This window comes from Pseudomonas sp. VA159-2 (assembly GCF_024126635.1).
Taxonomy (GTDB): domain Bacteria; phylum Pseudomonadota; class Gammaproteobacteria; order Pseudomonadales; family Pseudomonadaceae; genus Aquipseudomonas; species Aquipseudomonas muyukensis.
Window position 1 is genome coordinate 41,986 of record NZ_JAMYBV010000031.1, and the last position, 15,503, is coordinate 57,488.

The 15,503-nt window shown below is 64.5% G+C and carries 17 protein-coding genes; all 17 read left to right on the forward strand.

Annotation, left to right across the window (positions count from 1 at the left end; translation table 11 throughout):
* The first annotated feature begins 2 nt into the window (after positions 1-2).
* The 17 genes from fliF to flhB all read left to right on the forward strand — a co-directional run bounded on the left by fliF (position 3) and on the right by flhB (position 15,256).
* Positions 3-1,781, forward strand: a complete 1,779-nt coding sequence (gene fliF, locus NJG22_RS21915) for a flagellar basal-body MS-ring/collar protein FliF (RefSeq protein ID WP_253097704.1) — start codon at positions 3-5, stop codon at positions 1,779-1,781.
* Positions 1,774-2,793 carry a flagellar motor switch protein FliG gene (fliG, locus tag NJG22_RS21920; RefSeq protein ID WP_028692791.1) on the forward strand — a complete coding sequence of 340 codons (1,020 nt, stop codon included), beginning with the start codon at positions 1,774-1,776 and terminating at the stop codon, positions 2,791-2,793. Before fliF ends, fliG begins: the two co-directional genes overlap by 8 nt.
* Positions 2,794-2,972: 179 nt before the next feature.
* Positions 2,973-3,746 carry a flagellar assembly protein FliH gene (gene fliH / locus NJG22_RS21925; protein ID WP_253097705.1) on the forward strand — a complete coding sequence of 258 codons (774 nt, stop codon included), beginning with the start codon at positions 2,973-2,975 and terminating at the stop codon, positions 3,744-3,746.
* Positions 3,736-5,091, forward strand: a complete 1,356-nt coding sequence (gene fliI / locus NJG22_RS21930) for a flagellar protein export ATPase FliI (RefSeq protein ID WP_217849011.1) — start codon at positions 3,736-3,738, stop codon at positions 5,089-5,091. The genes fliH and fliI overlap by 11 nt, the downstream gene beginning before the upstream one ends.
* A 6-nt stretch (positions 5,092-5,097) precedes the next feature.
* Positions 5,098-5,550, forward strand: coding sequence for a flagellar export protein FliJ (gene fliJ / locus NJG22_RS21935; protein WP_217849009.1), 453 nt, complete (start codon positions 5,098-5,100; stop codon positions 5,548-5,550).
* Between the two features lie 202 nt (positions 5,551-5,752).
* Positions 5,753-6,058, forward strand: coding sequence for an STAS domain-containing protein (locus NJG22_RS21940; RefSeq protein WP_253097706.1), 306 nt, complete (start codon positions 5,753-5,755; stop codon positions 6,056-6,058).
* Positions 6,059-6,066: 8 nt separating this feature from the next.
* Positions 6,067-7,758 (forward strand): fused response regulator/phosphatase, encoded by a 1,692-nt coding sequence (locus NJG22_RS21945; RefSeq protein ID WP_253097707.1) that lies wholly within the window; start codon positions 6,067-6,069, stop codon positions 7,756-7,758.
* A gap of 67 nt (positions 7,759-7,825) precedes the next feature.
* The gene (locus NJG22_RS21950; protein ID WP_253097708.1) at positions 7,826-8,164 is read left to right on the forward strand and encodes an Hpt domain-containing protein; all 339 of its coding nucleotides are present in this window, start codon (positions 7,826-7,828) and stop codon (positions 8,162-8,164) included.
* Between the two features lie 73 nt (positions 8,165-8,237).
* Positions 8,238-9,584, forward strand: coding sequence for a flagellar hook-length control protein FliK (locus tag NJG22_RS21955; RefSeq protein ID WP_253097709.1), 1,347 nt, complete (start codon positions 8,238-8,240; stop codon positions 9,582-9,584).
* Positions 9,585-9,849: 265 nt separating this feature from the next.
* On the forward strand, positions 9,850-10,347 hold the full coding sequence (fliL, locus tag NJG22_RS21960; protein WP_217848999.1) for a flagellar basal body-associated protein FliL: 498 nt from the start codon (positions 9,850-9,852) through the stop codon (positions 10,345-10,347).
* A 10-nt stretch (positions 10,348-10,357) separates the two neighbouring features.
* Positions 10,358-11,326 carry a flagellar motor switch protein FliM gene (fliM, locus tag NJG22_RS21965; protein WP_134690822.1) on the forward strand — a complete coding sequence of 323 codons (969 nt, stop codon included), beginning with the start codon at positions 10,358-10,360 and terminating at the stop codon, positions 11,324-11,326.
* 46 nt (positions 11,327-11,372) lie between these two features.
* On the forward strand, positions 11,373-11,831 hold the full coding sequence (gene fliN / locus NJG22_RS21970) for a flagellar motor switch protein FliN (protein ID WP_134690820.1): 459 nt from the start codon (positions 11,373-11,375) through the stop codon (positions 11,829-11,831).
* A complete protein-coding gene (fliO, locus tag NJG22_RS21975; protein ID WP_253097710.1) occupies positions 11,832-12,281 on the forward strand; it encodes a flagellar biosynthetic protein FliO in 450 nt (149 codons plus the stop codon). It begins immediately after the preceding gene.
* Entirely contained in the window at positions 12,281-13,036 is a 756-nt protein-coding gene (gene fliP / locus NJG22_RS21980; protein WP_217848996.1) for a flagellar type III secretion system pore protein FliP, read from the forward strand. Before fliO ends, fliP begins: the two co-directional genes overlap by 1 nt.
* Before the next feature lie 21 nt (positions 13,037-13,057).
* Complete coding sequence (gene fliQ / locus NJG22_RS21985; RefSeq protein WP_023630488.1) at positions 13,058-13,327, forward strand: flagellar biosynthesis protein FliQ; 270 nt, start codon at positions 13,058-13,060, stop codon at positions 13,325-13,327.
* A 7-nt stretch (positions 13,328-13,334) separates the two neighbouring features.
* Positions 13,335-14,111: a flagellar biosynthetic protein FliR gene (gene fliR / locus NJG22_RS21990; RefSeq protein ID WP_217848994.1), complete on the forward strand. Its 777-nt coding sequence runs from the start codon at positions 13,335-13,337 to the stop codon at positions 14,109-14,111.
* 2 nt (positions 14,112-14,113) lie between these two features.
* Complete coding sequence (gene flhB, locus NJG22_RS21995) at positions 14,114-15,256, forward strand: flagellar biosynthesis protein FlhB (RefSeq protein WP_253097711.1); 1,143 nt, start codon at positions 14,114-14,116, stop codon at positions 15,254-15,256.
* Positions 15,257-15,503: the final 247 nt, after the last annotated feature.

The window sequence follows — 15,503 nt, forward strand, 5'->3', positions numbered from 1 at the left end:
TCATGGCCGAAGCAGTCGTCGATAACGCCCCCGCCAAGAGTGGCCCGCCAGCAGCCAAGCCGCCGCTGTTCGGCATGTCGTTCCTGGAAAACATCTCGCAGATGCCTATGCTGCGTCAGGTTGGCCTGCTGGTCGGCCTGGCCGCGAGCGTGGCCATCGGCTTTGCCGTGGTGCTCTGGTCGCAGCAGCCCGATTACCGGCCGCTGTACGGCAGCCTGGCAGGCATGGACACCAAGCAGGTGATCGATACCCTGGCCTCGGCCGACATTCCCTACCGCGTGGAGCCCAACTCCGGCGCGCTGCTGGTCAAGGCCGACGACCTCTCCCGTGCGCGCCTGAAACTCGCCGCTGCCGGCGTGGCCCCCAGCGACGGCAACGTCGGCTTCGAGCTGCTCGACAAGGACCAGGGGCTGGGTACCAGCCAGTTCATGGAAGCCACCCGCTACCGCCGTGGCCTGGAAGGCGAGCTGGCACGTACCGTTTCGAGCTTGAACAATGTCAAGGCCGCCCGTGTGCACCTGGCGATTCCGAAAAGCTCGGTGTTCGTCCGTGACGAACGCAAGCCGAGCGCCTCGGTGCTGGTCGAGCTGTACCCGGGCCGCGCCCTGGAGGCCGGCCAGGTGATGGCCATCGTCAATCTGGTGGCGACCAGCGTGCCGGAATTGGACAAGTCCCAGGTGACCGTGGTCGACCAGAAGGGCAATCTGCTCTCCGACCAGCTGCAAGACACCGCCCTGACCATGGCCGGCAAGCAGTTCGACTACAGCCGACGCATGGAAGGCCTGCTGACCCAGCGCGTGCACAACATCCTGCAGCCGGTACTGGGCAACGACCGCTACAAGGCCGAGGTGTCGGCCGACGTCGACTTCAGCGCCGTCGAGTCCACCTCCGAGCAGTTCAACCCGGATCAACCGGCCCTGCGCAGCGAGCAGTCGGTCAACGAGCAGCGCGCCAGCAGCCAGGGCCCGCAGGGTGTGCCGGGCGCGTTGAGCAACCAGCCGCCGGCCGGCGCCTCCGCGCCCGAGAATGCCAAGGCCGCCGCGACCCCGGCCGGTGCCATCCAGCCTGGTCAGCCGCTGGTGGACGCCAACGGCCAGCAGATCATGGACCCGGCCACCGGCCAGCCAATGCTGGCGCCGTACCCGAGCGACAAGCGCCAGCAAAGCACCAAGAACTTCGAGCTGGACCGCTCCATCAGCCACACTCGCCAGCAGCAGGGTCGTCTGACCCGCCTGTCGGTGGCGGTGGTGGTGGACGACCAGGTCAAGCTGGACGCCACCAGCGGCGAAGCCACCCGCACCCCGTGGGGTGCCGAGGACCTGGCGCGCTTCACCCGCCTGGTGCAGGACGCGGTGGGCTTCGATGCCAGTCGCGGCGACAGCGTCACCGTGATCAACGTGCCCTTCGCCGCCGACCGTGGCGACGAGCTGGGCGACATTCCGTTCTACTCGCAGCCGTGGTTCTGGGACATCGTCAAGCAAGTGCTGGGCGTGCTGTTCATCCTGGTGCTGGTGTTCGGCGTGCTGCGTCCGGTGCTCAACAACATCACAGGTGGCGGCAAGCAGGCGGCCACGGACAGCGACATGGAACTGGGCGGCATGATCGGTCTGGATGGCGAACTGGCCAACGACCGCGTCAGCCTGGGTGGCCCGACAAGCATTCTGTTGCCAAGCCCCAGCGAGGGTTACGAGGCACAGCTCAACGCAATCAAGGGCCTGGTGGCCGAAGACCCGGGTCGCGTGGCCCAGGTCGTGAAAGAGTGGATCAACGCCGATGAGTGACAATCGAGCCATTACCGCCAAGCTGAGCCGCGTCGACAAGGCGGCCATTCTCCTGCTCTCGCTCGGCGAGACCGATGCCGCGCAGGTGCTGCGCCACATGGGGCCCAAGGAAGTGCAGCGGGTCGGTGTGGCCATGGCGCAGATGGGCAACGTGCATCGCGAGCAGGTCGAGCAGGTGATGAGCGAGTTCGTCGAGATCGTCGGCGACCAGACCAGCCTGGGCGTCGGCTCCGACGGCTACATCCGCAAGATGCTCAACCAGGCGTTGGGCGAGGACAAGGCCAACGGCCTGATCGACCGCATCCTGCTCGGTGGCAACACCAGCGGCCTGGACAGCCTCAAGTGGATGGAGCCGCGCGCGGTGGCCGACGTCATCCGCTACGAGCACCCGCAAATCCAGGCCATTGTGGTCGCCTACCTCGACCCCGACCAGGCCGGTGAGGTGCTGAGCAACTTCGACCACAAGGTGCGCCTGGACATCGTCTTGCGCGTGTCGTCGCTCAATACCGTGCAGCCGGCGGCGCTCAAGGAACTGAACCAGATCCTCGAAAAGCAGTTCTCGGGCAACTCCAACGCCGCGCGTACCACCCTGGGTGGCATCAAGCGCGCCGCCGACATCATGAACTTCCTCGACAGCTCGGTGGAAGGTGCGCTGATGGACGCGATCCGCGAGATCGACAGCGACCTGTCGGAGCAGATCGAAGACCTGATGTTCGTCTTCAACAACCTGGCCGATGTCGACGACCGCGGTATCCAGGCGCTGCTGCGCGAAGTGTCCTCGGACGTGCTGGTGGTGTCGCTCAAGGGCGCCGACGAACGGGTCAAGGACAAGATCTTCAAGAACATGTCCAAGCGTGCCTCCGAACTGCTGCGCGACGACCTGGAGGCCAAGGGGCCGGTGCGGGTCAGCGACGTGGAAACGGCGCAGAAGGAAATCCTCACCATCGCCCGCCGTATGGCCGAGGCCGGCGAGATCGTGCTTGGCGGCAAGGGCGCCGAGGAAATGATCTGATCTGCAGGGCGATACGGTCCCTTGTAGGAGCGGCCTTGTGTCGCGAAAGGGCAGCAAGGCTGTCCCGACAATTTTGCGGTGACATCGAGATCGTGGGGCTGCTGTGCAGCCCTTTCGCGACACAAGGCCGCTCCTACAGGGGCGCGTTGCTTGCAGATGGCTTTTGAGTACCTGAAAACATGTCCACCACCGAACACCCCAGCGACCTGATCCGCGCCCGCGACCTCGAGGGCGTCGACGTGTGGGCGTTGCCCAGCTTCGACCCGCAGCCGGAGCCTGAGCCAGAACCCGAGCCGGAAGTCATCGAGGAAGAAGTCGAAGAGGTGCCGCTGGAGGAAGTCCAGCCACTGACCCTCGAGGAGCTCGAGGCCATCCGCCAGGAGGCCTACAACGAAGGCTTCGCCACCGGTGAGCGGGAGGGCTTCCACAGCACCCAGCTGAAGGTGCGCCAGGAGGCGGAAGTGGCCCTGGCGGCCAAGCTGGCCAGCCTCGAGCAGGTCATGGGCCACTTGCTCGAGCCGATCGCCGAGCAAGACACCCAGATCGAAAAGGCGCTGGTGCAACTGGTGGCGGGCATGACCCGCCAGGTCATCGGCCGCGAGCTGCGTGGCGACTCCAGCCAGATCACCCATGTCCTGCGTGAAGCGCTGAAACTGTTGCCGATGGGTGCCGACAATATCCGCATCCACCTCAACCCTCAGGACTTCGAGCTGGCCAAGGCCCTGCGCGAGCGTCACGAGGAAAACTGGAAGCTGCTCGAGGACGAGGCGCTGCTGCCAGGGGGTTGTCGCATCGAAACCGCCCATAGCCGCATCGACGCGACCATGGAAACGCGGATCGACAAGGCCATCGCGCAATTGTTCGACCAATCCCATGACCAGGCGCTGCACCCGGCGGCGCCGGACATTTCGGTCGAGCTGGATGCCGACCAGGATCAAACCGATGCGCCTTGATCGCACCAGTTTCGGCAAGCGCCTGGAAGGTTACGCCGACGCGGTGAAGCTGCCCGAGCAGCCGATCGTCGAAGGTCGCCTGCTGCGCATGGTCGGCCTTACCCTCGAGGCCGAGGGCTTGCGCGCGGCGGTGGGCAGCCGCTGCCTGGTGATCAACGACGACAGCTACCACCCGGTGCAGGTCGAGGCCGAGGTGATGGGCTTTGCCGGCAGCAAGGTGTTCCTCATGCCGGTCGGCAGTATCGTCGGCCTGGCGCCGGGTGCGCGAGTGGTGCCGCTGGACGACAGCGGACGCCTGCCCATGGGCATGAGCATGCTTGGCCGGGTGCTCGATGGCGCCGGGCGTGCGCTGGACGGCAAGGGCGGCATGAAGGCCGAGGACTGGGTGCCGATGGACGGGCCGATCATCAACCCGCTCAACCGCGACCCGATCAGCCAGCCGCTGGACGTGGGCATTCGCAGCATCAACGGCCTGCTCACCGTTGGCCGTGGCCAGCGCCTGGGCCTGTTCGCCGGTACCGGTGTCGGTAAGTCGGTGCTGCTGGGCATGATGACCCGCTTTACCGAGGCCGAGATCATCGTGGTTGGGCTGATCGGTGAGCGGGGTCGCGAGGTCAAGGAGTTCATCGAGCACATCCTTGGCGAGGAGGGGCTCAAGCGTTCGGTGGTGGTGGCTTCGCCCGCCGACGACGCGCCGCTGATGCGCTTGCGCGCGGCCATGTATTGCACGCGTATCGCCGAGTATTTCCGCGACAAGGGCAAGAATGTCCTGTTGCTGATGGATTCGCTGACACGTTTCGCCCAGGCCCAGCGCGAGATCGCCCTGGCCATCGGCGAGCCGCCGGCCACCCGTGGTTACCCGCCTTCGGTGTTCGCCAAGCTGCCCAAGCTGGTGGAGCGTGCCGGCAACGGCGAGCCCGGCGGTGGTTCGATCACGGCCTTCTATACGGTGCTGTCCGAAGGCGACGACCAGCAGGACCCGATCGCCGACTCGGCGCGGGGTGTGCTCGATGGTCACTTCGTGCTGTCTCGGCGCCTGGCCGAGGAGGGGCATTACCCCGCCATCGACATCGAGGCCTCGATCAGCCGGGTCATGCCCCAGGTGGTCGATCCGGACCATCTGCGCCAGGCGCAGAAGTTCAAGCAGTTGTGGTCGCGCCTGTCGCAGAGCCGTGACCTGATCAGCGTCGGTGCCTATGTGGCCGGTGGCGATCCGGAAACCGACCTGGCCATCGCCCTGCAGCCCAAGCTGGTGGACTTCCTGCGCCAGCGCCTGGACGAAAACGTCGGCATGGCGCAGAGCCGTGCAGAGCTGGCCGCGGTGTTCGCGCCGCCGGCGGGTTGATAGGCCATGGCCCAGCCCAGCCGAGCCGCGCGCCTGGCGCCGGTGGTGGAGATGGCCGAGGAGGCTGAGCGCAAGGCTGCCCAGCGCCTGGGGCACTTCCAGAAGCTGCTCGGTGACGCCCAGGCCAAGCTGGCCGAGCTTGAGAGTTTTCGCGAGGCCTACCAGCAGCAGTGGATCAACCGTGGCTCGCAAGGGGTCGACGGTAACTGGCTGGTCAACTACCAGCGCTTCCTCGGACAGCTGGAAACAGCGATGACCCAGCAGCGTCAAAGCATGGCCTGGCATCAGACCAACCTCAATAACGCGCGCAATACCTGGCAGCAGACCTATGCCCGGGTCGAAGGGCTGCGCAAGCTGGTGCAGCGGTACATGGACGAAGCGCGCCGGGCCGAGGACAAGCGCGAACAGAAATTGCTCGATGAGCTGTCCCAGCGCCTGCCCCGGCAAAATCCCCACTGAGCCGGCCGCGCGTTGCGCTGGATGGCACCGGCTGTGCCGGTGTTCGCGGCTAAAGCCGCTCCTGCAGGGGCTGTATGGCTTTCAGGCTTGGCCGGTACAGGCCGGCCAAGGCGATTGCGCCCACAGGGCAAGCTTGCAGCCCCGGGTGCGCACTGCTAAACCTTCAGGAGTCGCATTCGCCATCATCGAAGGAATCGCTGGCATGGCAGTCGAAGCTGATTTTTCACAGGAAGGGAAAAAGCTGACGATCAAGGTCAAGGGTCGTTTCGATTTCGGCAAGCATCAGGAGTTTCGCGAGGCCTACGAGCGCCAGCGGCCCAAGCCGGACTCGGTGGTGGTCGACCTGAAGGAGGCCACTTACCTCGACAGCTCGGCGCTGGGCATGTTGCTGCTGTTGCGCGACCATGTCGGCGGCGATGAGGCAGATATTCGCGTGGTCCACGCCAGCCCGGATGTGCGCAAGATCCTGGCTATTTCCAACTTCGAAAAGCTGTTCGACATCAGTTGAGTGTGGTCATGCCGACCGCGCAGGCGTTGACCGTGCTGGTGGCCGAAGACGGCGCCGCCGATCGCCTGTTGCTGGCGCAGATCGTCCGGCGCCAGGGCCACGAGGTGCTCACCGCGGAAAACGGCGAGCAGGCGGTTGCGCTGTTTGCCCGGCACCGTCCGCAACTGGTGTTGCTGGATGCCCTGATGCCGGTGATGGACGGTTTTGAGGCGGCGCGGCAGATCAAGGCGCTGGCCGGCGAGGCGCTGGTGCCGATTATCTTTCTCACCTCGCTCAACGAGGAGCAGGCGCTGGTGCGTTGTCTCGAGGCCGGGGGCGACGATTTCATGGCCAAGCCCTACAGTGCGGTGATCCTCGGCGCCAAGATCCGCGCCATGGACCGCTTGCGCCGGCTGCAGGCCACGGTGCTCGAGCAGCGCGACCAGATTACCCGGCACCACCATCATCTGCTCAACGAGCAGCGGGTGGCCAAGGCGGTGTTCGACAAGGTTGCCCATGCCGGTTGCCTGAATGCCTCGAACATCCGCTACCTGCAATCGCCCTATGCGCTGTTCAATGGCGACCTGCTGCTGGCTGCGTTCACGCCGTCTGGCGACATGCATGTGCTGCTCGGCGACTTCACCGGCCACGGCCTGCCCGCCGCGGTGGGCGCCATGCCGCTGGCCGAGGTGTTCTATGGCATGACCGCCAAGGGCTACGGCCTGGTCGAGACATTGCGCGAGATGAACGCCAAGCTCAAGCGCATCCTGCCCGTGGACATGTTCTGTTGCGCGCTGTTGCTCAACCTGAGCTTCCAGCGCGCCACGGTCGAGGTATGGAATGGCGGGATGCCCGATGGCTACCGCTTGTCCGCTGCGGGCGAGGTGCTGGCGGTGTTGCCATCGCGGCATCTGCCGCTGGGTATCCTGAGTGCCGAGCAGTTCGACGACAGCACCGAGGTCATGCCGCTGGCGGCTGGCGAGCGGCTGTTCCTGTTGTCCGATGGCGTGGTCGATAGCGCTGATGCCCAAGAGCGCCTGTTCGGCGTGCAGCGCTTGCGTGAGGTGTTGGCGAGCAATCGCCAGCCGGCCTGCCTGTTCGACGAGGTCATGCAGGCGCTGGCGCGTTTCGGCGGGCAGACGCGCGATGACATCAGCCTGTGCGACATCCGCATGCTCGGGCCTGGGCAGGTGGCTGCACCGGCGGTGGTCTACTCCGACAGCGGGCGCTCCAGCCCGCTGGACTGGTCGCTGCGTTTCGAGTTGCGCGGGGAAAGCCTGCGGCGTTTCAACCCCGTGCCTTACCTGGTGCAACTGCTGCAGGAGATCCATGGCCTGCGGCCCAGCAGCGGTCGCCTGCACAGTGTGCTCAGCGAGTTGTACTCCAATGCCCTGGAGCACGGTGTGCTTGGGCTGAATTCACGGCTCAAGCAAGACGCCCAGGGGTTCGCGGAGTACTATCGTCAGCGTGCCGAGCGCTTGGCGGGGCAGGTCGGGGGCTTTGTCTGCATTGGCCTGCGGGTGGAACCGCAAGGAGCTGGCGGGCGTCTGATGATTGAAGTTCGCGACAGTGGCGAGGGCTTCGATGTCGCACAGGTGCTGGCCGATGGCCCGGCCGCGCAGGGCTTCAGTGGTCGTGGGCTGAGCCTGGTGCGAAGCCTGGGGTTGCGTGCCCGCTGGCTGGAGGGTGGGCGGGTGGCGCAGGTGGATTTCGAATGGTGAGCGACATGGGTTGGGAAGGTGCCGGCCCTGGCGCAATCAGGCTTGATCAGGGAGTGAGCAAGTGGACATGCATATTGATCACAAGGTGCTGAATGACCTGCGAGAGGTCATGGAAGATGGCTACCTGCAGTTGCTGGAAACCTTTTTGGAGGATTCCGAGCGGCGCCTGAGCCAGCTGCATGAGGCCAAGGATGCTGGCGAGCTCGGGATGGCGGCGCACAGCTTCAAAGGCAGCAGCAGCAACATGGGCGCCATGGGATTGGCGTCTCTGTGCCAGCAGCTCGAGGAGCGTGTGCGGCAACAGCCACTGTATGGCATCGAAGACCTGATCAATCGCATCGATCAGGAATACCTCGAAGTCCAGCGGTTCTACCGAGGTGAGCGGCAACGAATTTCCGCGCCGTAGCGCAAACTTGGCGCGAGTCTTGCTTTTCCTGCCCCAGATATGATTTTTCAGTTTCTGGCGCGGAGACCTTTCAATGCCTGTCGCACCCAATCCATTGTTGCAAGCCGGCCTGTTGAGCAAGGCTCCGCGTTCGCCTGTCGGCACGGCGGACAAGCCGCAGCAGGCGGCGCCCGAGCAGGGGGGCGGCTTCGACAAGGTCATGGCCAATCAGGGGCGTGACAGTGTGCCGGCGCGTGACGACAAGGTGGCGCCTGGCAAGGGTCGTGACGCGGCGGAGCCTGCCGCCGGCGGCAAGGCGGGCGGCAGCAGTGCGCCGACGGTTGCCGATGACGGCAAGCGCTTGCCATCGACTATCAGGCCGCTGCCCGCCAGCGACAGCGATGACAGCAGCGACAGCGAAGCGACCGCGCCGCTCGACGCCAGCCTGGTGGCCGGGCAGGTAACCGATGCCCAGCCGGGCGCGCAGTTGCTCCAGGCCCAGGCCGAGGCGGTGGCGCCGGTATTGCAGGCGGCGGTGCAGCCGCCATTGCAGCCGGCGCCTGCGCCGGTACCGGCGACGCTCGGCGCGGTGGACGAGGCGACCAAGGCCGCATTCGACCCTGAAGCCGACCCGTTGGCCGACATGCCGACCCTGCGCCTGGCGCTCGAGCAGGACGCCCAGGCCAAGGGCACGACTTCGGCCCATGCGGTAAGCCCACGCAGTGACACCAGTCAGCAACCCGCCGACCCCGCCAGCGTTGCCGTCAATACCTTGGCGAATCTTGCCGGCAAGGGCGAGCCAGAGGCGGGGCATGCCGAGCACGGCGACAAGGCTTTCGCCGGCCTGCTCGACGACGGTCTCAAGGATATCAAGGGCGCCAGCAGCGATACGCGGGTCGATGACTTCGCCAATCGCCTGGCCAACCTGACCCAGGCGGTGACCGCGAAGGTCGCCAATGCCGTGCCTGCGACCCCGAGCCCGCTGCAGCAGCCGTTGGCGATGAACCAGGGGGCCTGGACCGAGGGTCTGGTCAACCGGGTGATGTACCTGTCTAGCCAGAACCTCAAGTCGGCGGATATCCAGCTTGAGCCTGCTGAATTGGGGCGCCTGGACATTCGCGTCAATGTCGCGGCGGACCAGTCGACACAGATTCACTTCGTCAGCGGTCATGCCGGTGTGCGTGATGCGCTCGACAGCCAGGTGCATCGCCTGCGCGAGTTGTTCACCCAGCAGGGTCTGGCCCAGCCGGATGTCAGCGTCGCCGACCAGTCTCGCGGCCAGCAGCAACAGCAGGCGCAGCAGGGTGGTTCGAGCAGCCTGTCGGGCGTCGCCGCACGCCGTGCCGAGGCGGGCGCCGAGGGCGGCGAGCAGGCCGATGCCGCGCGCCCGGTGGAGCAGCAGATGGTGGTGGGTGACAGCGCGGTCGACTACTACGCCTGAGCCGGCGTCCAGGCGGGATGCAGCATTGTAGGAGCCGGCTTGCCGTCCATCGCGGCGCTTGCTTCGCCAGCAAGGCTGGCTCCTACAGGGTTCAGGTGGGTCGCGGCATCGTAGGAGCCGGCTTGCCGGCGAACACCGGCACAGCCGGTGCCATCCATCGCGATGGGCTGGCGAACACAATCTGCGCAACTGACAAATCTGGCATAACACTTGCTCAAGCCACGTCATCCTTCTTTGAAACCGCGATGGACGACGGATTATTGGCATGGCGAAGAGCGACGCAGTGAAAGACCCCGCCACTAAAGGCAAACTCAAGCTGATCCTGCTGCTGGTGCTGGCCCTGCTCCTGGCGGTCGGCCTGTCCGTGGGCGCAACCTGGTTCTTCATGCACAAGAGCGAGTCGGCGCCCGCGGCGGATGCGGCCCAGAGCAACGTCAAGGCAGCGGCGATCTACGAGCCCCTGGCGCCGGCTTTCGTGGTCAACTTCAACCAGAATGGCCGTCAGCGCTACATGCAGGTGAGCATCACCATGCAGGGGCGCAGCCAGGCTGACCTTGAAGCGCTGAAAGTGCACATGCCGGTGATCCGCAACAACCTGGTGATGATGTTCTCCGGCCAGGGCTTCGATACTCTCGCCAGCAGCCCGGTCGGCCAGGAGATGCTGCGCCAGAAAGCCACCGCGGTGGTGCAGGAAGTGGCGCAGAAAGAAGTCGGCAGGCCGGTCGTCGACCAGCTGCTGTTCACCAATTTCGTATTGCAGTAGGAGCACATAGATGGCCGTGCAGGACCTGCTGTCCCAGGATGAGATCGATGCCCTGTTGCATGGGGTGGACGATGGGCTGGTACAAACCGAAAGTGCCGCCGAACCCGGCAGCATCAAGAGCTACGACCTGACCAGTCAGGACCGTATCGTCCGGGGGCGCATGCCGACCCTGGAAATGATCAACGAGCGTTTCGCCCGTTATACGCGCATCAGCATGTTCAACCTGCTGCGGCGCTCCGCCGACGTGGCGGTGGGCGGCGTGCAGGTGATGAAGTTCGGTGAGTACGTGCACTCGCTGTACGTGCCGACCAGCCTGAACCTGGTCAAGATCAAGCCGCTGCGCGGCACGTCGCTGTTCATTCTCGACGCCAAGCTGGTGTTCAAGCTGGTGGACAACTTCTTCGGCGGCGACGGGCGGCATGCCAAGATCGAGGGCCGTGAGTTCACCCCGACCGAGCTGCGCGTGGTGCGGATGGTCCTGGACCAGTGCTTCGTCGACCTCAAGGAAGCCTGGCAGGCGATCATGCCGGTCAACTTCGAGTACATCAACTCCGAGGTCAACCCGGCCATGGCCAACATCGTCGGCCCCAGCGAGGCGGTGGTGGTTTCGACCTTCCATATCGAGCTGGACGGCGGCGGCGGCGACCTGCACGTGACCATGCCCTACTCGATGATCGAGCCGGTGCGCGAAATGCTCGATGCCGGCTTCCAGTCCGACCTGGACGACCAGGACGAGCGTTGGGTCAAGGCCCTGCGCGAGGACGTGCTGGACGTCAATGTGCCGGTCTCGGCCACGGTTGCCCGGCGCCAGCTCAAGCTGCGCGACATCCTGCACATGCAGCCGGGCGACGTGATCCCGGTGGAGCTCCCCGAGCACCTGGTGCTGCGCGCCAACGGGGTGCCGTCGTTCAAGGCGCGGCTGGGTTCGCACAAGGGCACCCTGTCGCTGCAGATCATCGACCCGATCGAACGCCGCTGACGGCGTGCCGGTCGCTCTAACGTATTGAATGCCTGTCGAGGAAATCATGGCTAACGAAAACGAGATCACTTCTCCCGAGGAACAGGCCCTGGCCGATGAGTGGGCCGCGGCCCTGGAAGAGACCGGCGATGCCGGTCAGTCCGACATCGACGCGCTGCTGGCTGCCGACGCCTCGGGTACCGGCCGCCTGCCGATGGAAGAGTTCGCCAGCTCGCCCAAGCCCAACGAGAACGTCAGCCTCGAAGGCCCGAACCTGGACGTGATCCTGGACATCCCGGTGAGCATCTCCATGGAAGTGGGCAGCACCGAGATCAGCATCCGCAACCTGCTGCAGCTCAACCAGGGTTCGGTGATCGAGCTCGATCGCCTGGCTGGCGAGCCGCTGGACGTGCTGGTCAACGGCACCTTGATCGCCCACGGCGAAGTGGTAGTGGTCAACGAGAAGTTCGGCATTCGCCTGACCGACGTGATCAGCCCCAGCGAACGTATCAAGAAGCTGCGCTGAGTGAAGGGCATGGTGCGGGCCGTCACGGCCCTGGGCGCATTGCTGGCGAGCGAGGCGGCGATGGCCGCCGAGGTGGCCGCGGTGCCGGCTGCGGCGCCCGCGCCCGGCGGGCTGGGCGGGCAACTGGCGCAGATGGTCTTCGGCCTGTTGCTGGTGGTCGGCCTGATCTTCTTCCTGGCCTGGCTGCTGCGGCGCATGCAGGGCTCGGTGCAGCGAGGCGCCCAGGTGATCGAGATCGTCGGCAGCCGCGCCATCGGCCCGCGTGATCGCTTGCTGCTGGTACAGGTGGGCAAGGAACAGATCCTCATCGGCCACACCCCAGGCAGTATCGAGGCCTTGCATGTGCTGGCCGAGCCTGTCGAAGTGCCCGCCGGCACCCGCCAGGCCGCGCCGGAATTCGCCCAGCGGCTGCTCGAGCTGATGGGCAAGGACCAGAAGGACAAGAAGTGATGAGCGGCGCACTGCGCGTGTTGTTGACCCTGGCGCTGCTGCTGGCTGCGCCGTTGGCCCTGGCCGCCGACCCGCTGTCGATTCCGGCCATCACCTTGTCCAATGGCGCGGACGGGCAGCAGGAGTATTCGGTCAGCCTGCAGATCCTGCTGATCATGACGGCGCTGAGCTTCATTCCGGCGTTCGTCATCCTGATGACCAGCTTCACCCGCATCATCATCGTCTTCTCCATCTTGCGTCAGGCCCTGGGCCTGCAGCAGACGCCGTCGAACCAGGTGCTCACCGGCATGGCGCTGTTCCTCACCATGTTCATCATGGCGCCGGTGTTCGAGCGGGTGAACAAGGATGCGCTGCAGCCATACCTGGCCGAGCAGATGACCGCCCAGCAGGCCATCGACAAGGCCCAGGGGCCGCTGAAGGAGTTCATGCTGACGCAGACCCGGCAAAGCGACCTGGACATGTTCATGCGCCTGTCCAAGCGCACCGACATCGCCGGACCCGAGCAGGTGCCGCTGACCATCCTGGTGCCGGCGTTCGTCACCTCGGAGCTAAAGACCGCGTTCCAGATCGGTTTCATGATCTTCATCCCGTTCCTGATCATCGACATGGTGGTCGCCAGCGTGCTGATGGCCATGGGTATGATGATGCTGTCGCCGTTGATCATCTCGTTGCCGTTCAAGATCATGTTGTTCGTCCTGGTCGATGGCTGGGCGCTGATCATGGGTACCCTGGCCGGCAGTTTCGGCGGTGTCTGACGCCGTCAAGGAGAGCTTCGCATGACACCTGAAGTTGCCGTCGACCTGTTCCGCGACGCCTTGTGGCTGACCACCCTGATGGTGGCCGTGCTGGTGGTGCCGAGCCTGCTGATCGGCCTGGTGGTGGCGATGTTCCAGGCGGCCACGCAGATCAACGAACAGACCTTGAGCTTCCTGCCGCGCCTGCTGGTAATGCTGATCACCCTGATCGTCGCCGGGCCCTGGCTGGTGCAGAAGTTCATGGAGTACTTCATCGGCCTGTACACCAGCATTCCGCAGCTGATCGGTTGATGCCGCCATGCTGGAGCTGACCGACACGCAGATCGGCACCTGGGTCGCCACCTTCATCCTGCCGCTGTTCCGGGTGATGGCGGTGTTGATGACCATGCCGATCTTCGGCACCAAGATGCTGCCGGCGCGGGTGCGCCTGTATGCCGCCGTGGCGATCACCGTGGTGATCGTGCCTGGCTTGCCGCCGTTGCCTGAAGTCGACCCGCTGAGCCTGCGTGGCATGTTGCTGTGCGCCGAGCAGATCATCGTCGGCGCGCTGTTCGGTTTTTCCCTCCAGTTGCTGTTCCAGGCTTTCGTCATCGCCGGTCAGATCATTGCCGTGCAGATGGGCATGGCGTTCGCCTCCATGGTCGACCCGGCCAACGGTGTCAACGTCACGGTGATAAGCCAGTTCATGACCATGTTGGTCAGCGTGCTGTTTTTGCTGATGAACGGTCACCTGGTGGTGTTCGAGGTACTGACCGAGAGCTTCACCACCTTGCCGGTGGGCAATGCCCTGGTGGTCGGTCATTTCTGGGAAATGGCCGGGCGCCTGAGCTGGGTGCTGGGGGCGGCGTTGCTGCTGATTTTGCCGGCCATCGCCGCGCTGCTGGTGGTCAACATCGCCTTCGGCGTGATGACCCGGGCCGCGCCGCAGTTGAACATTTTCTCCATCGGCTTCCCGCTGACCCTGGTGCTGGGCATGGGCATCTTCTGGGTCGGCCTGGCCGATATCCTTTCCCACTACCAGGCACTGGCCAGCGAAGCGCTGCAGTGGCTGCGTGAACTGGCACGGGCGCGCTGAGCATGGCAGAAAGCGAGAGCGGTCAGGACAAGACAGAGGAACCCACCGAGAAGCGCAAGCGTGACTCGCGCGAGAAAGGTGAAATTGCCCGCTCCAAGGAGCTCAATACCGTTGCGGTGACCTTGGCGGGGGCGGGTGGGCTTTTGGCCTTCGGCGGCTACCTGGCAGAGACGCTGATGACGCTGATGCGCATGAATTTCAGCCTGACCCGCGAGGTGATCGTCGATGAGCGGAGCATGGCGGCGTTCCTGCTGGCCTCGGGCAAGATGGCGATCTGGTCGGTGCAGCCGATCCTGATCCTGTTGTTCGTCATTTCCTTCGTCGCGCCCATTGCCCTGGGCGGATTTTTGTTCTCCGGGAGCCTGCTGCAGCCGAAGTTCAGCCGCATGAACCCGCTGTCGGGGATCAAGCGCATGTTCTCGATGAATGCGCTGACCGAGCTGCTCAAGGCGGTGGCCAAGTTCATCATGATCCTGATGGTGGCGTTGCTGGTGCTGGCCAGCGACCGCCAGGCGTTGTTGGCGATCGCCAACGAGCCCATGGAGCAGGCGATCATCCATGCGGTCCAGGTGGTGGGCTGGAGTGCCTTGTGGATGGCGGCTGGGCTGTTGCTGATCGCGGCGATCGATGTGCCGTACCAGCTGTTCCAGACGAACAAGAAAATGAAGATGACCAAGCAGGAAGTGAAGGACGAGTACAAGGACAGCGAGGGCAAGCCTGAGGTCAAGCAGCGGATCCGGCAGTTGCAGCGGGAGATGTCGCAGCGGCGGATGATGGCGGCGGTGCCGGAGGCCGACGTGATCATCACCAACCCGACCCACTATGCGGTGGCCTTGCAGTACGACCCCGAGAAGGGCGGCTCGGCGCCGTTGCTGCTGGCCAAGGGCACGGATTTCATGGCCTTGAAGATTCGCGAGATCGGGGTGGAGCACAAGGTGCAGATCCTTGAGTCGCCGGCCCTGGCGCGGGCGATCTACTATTCCACCGAGCTTGAGCAGGAGATTCCGGCGGGGCTTTACCTGGCGGTGGCGCAGGTGTTGGCCTATGTGTTCCAGATTCGGCAGTATCGGGCGGGGAGGGGTAAGGCGCCTGATCCGTTGAACAAGGATTTGCCGATTCCTGAGGATTTGCGGCGGGATAGTTGAGTTTGTTGTTTTGTTTTTTGTTGTTTGTTGTTTGTTGTTTGTTGTTTGTTGTTTGTTTTGCGGGTTGTATGCGCATTCATTTTCTATATCGACGCTCAGTCACCTTTTCGCCCTTACGGCGAGTCACTTTTTGTCAAACGCGACAAAAAGTAACCAAAAAACGCTGCGGGTATGACTCACCCACATGGGTTACAAATCAGTTCACGCACATAGGTAACAGTCTTTAACTGGCAGGGTCGGTTTTTGA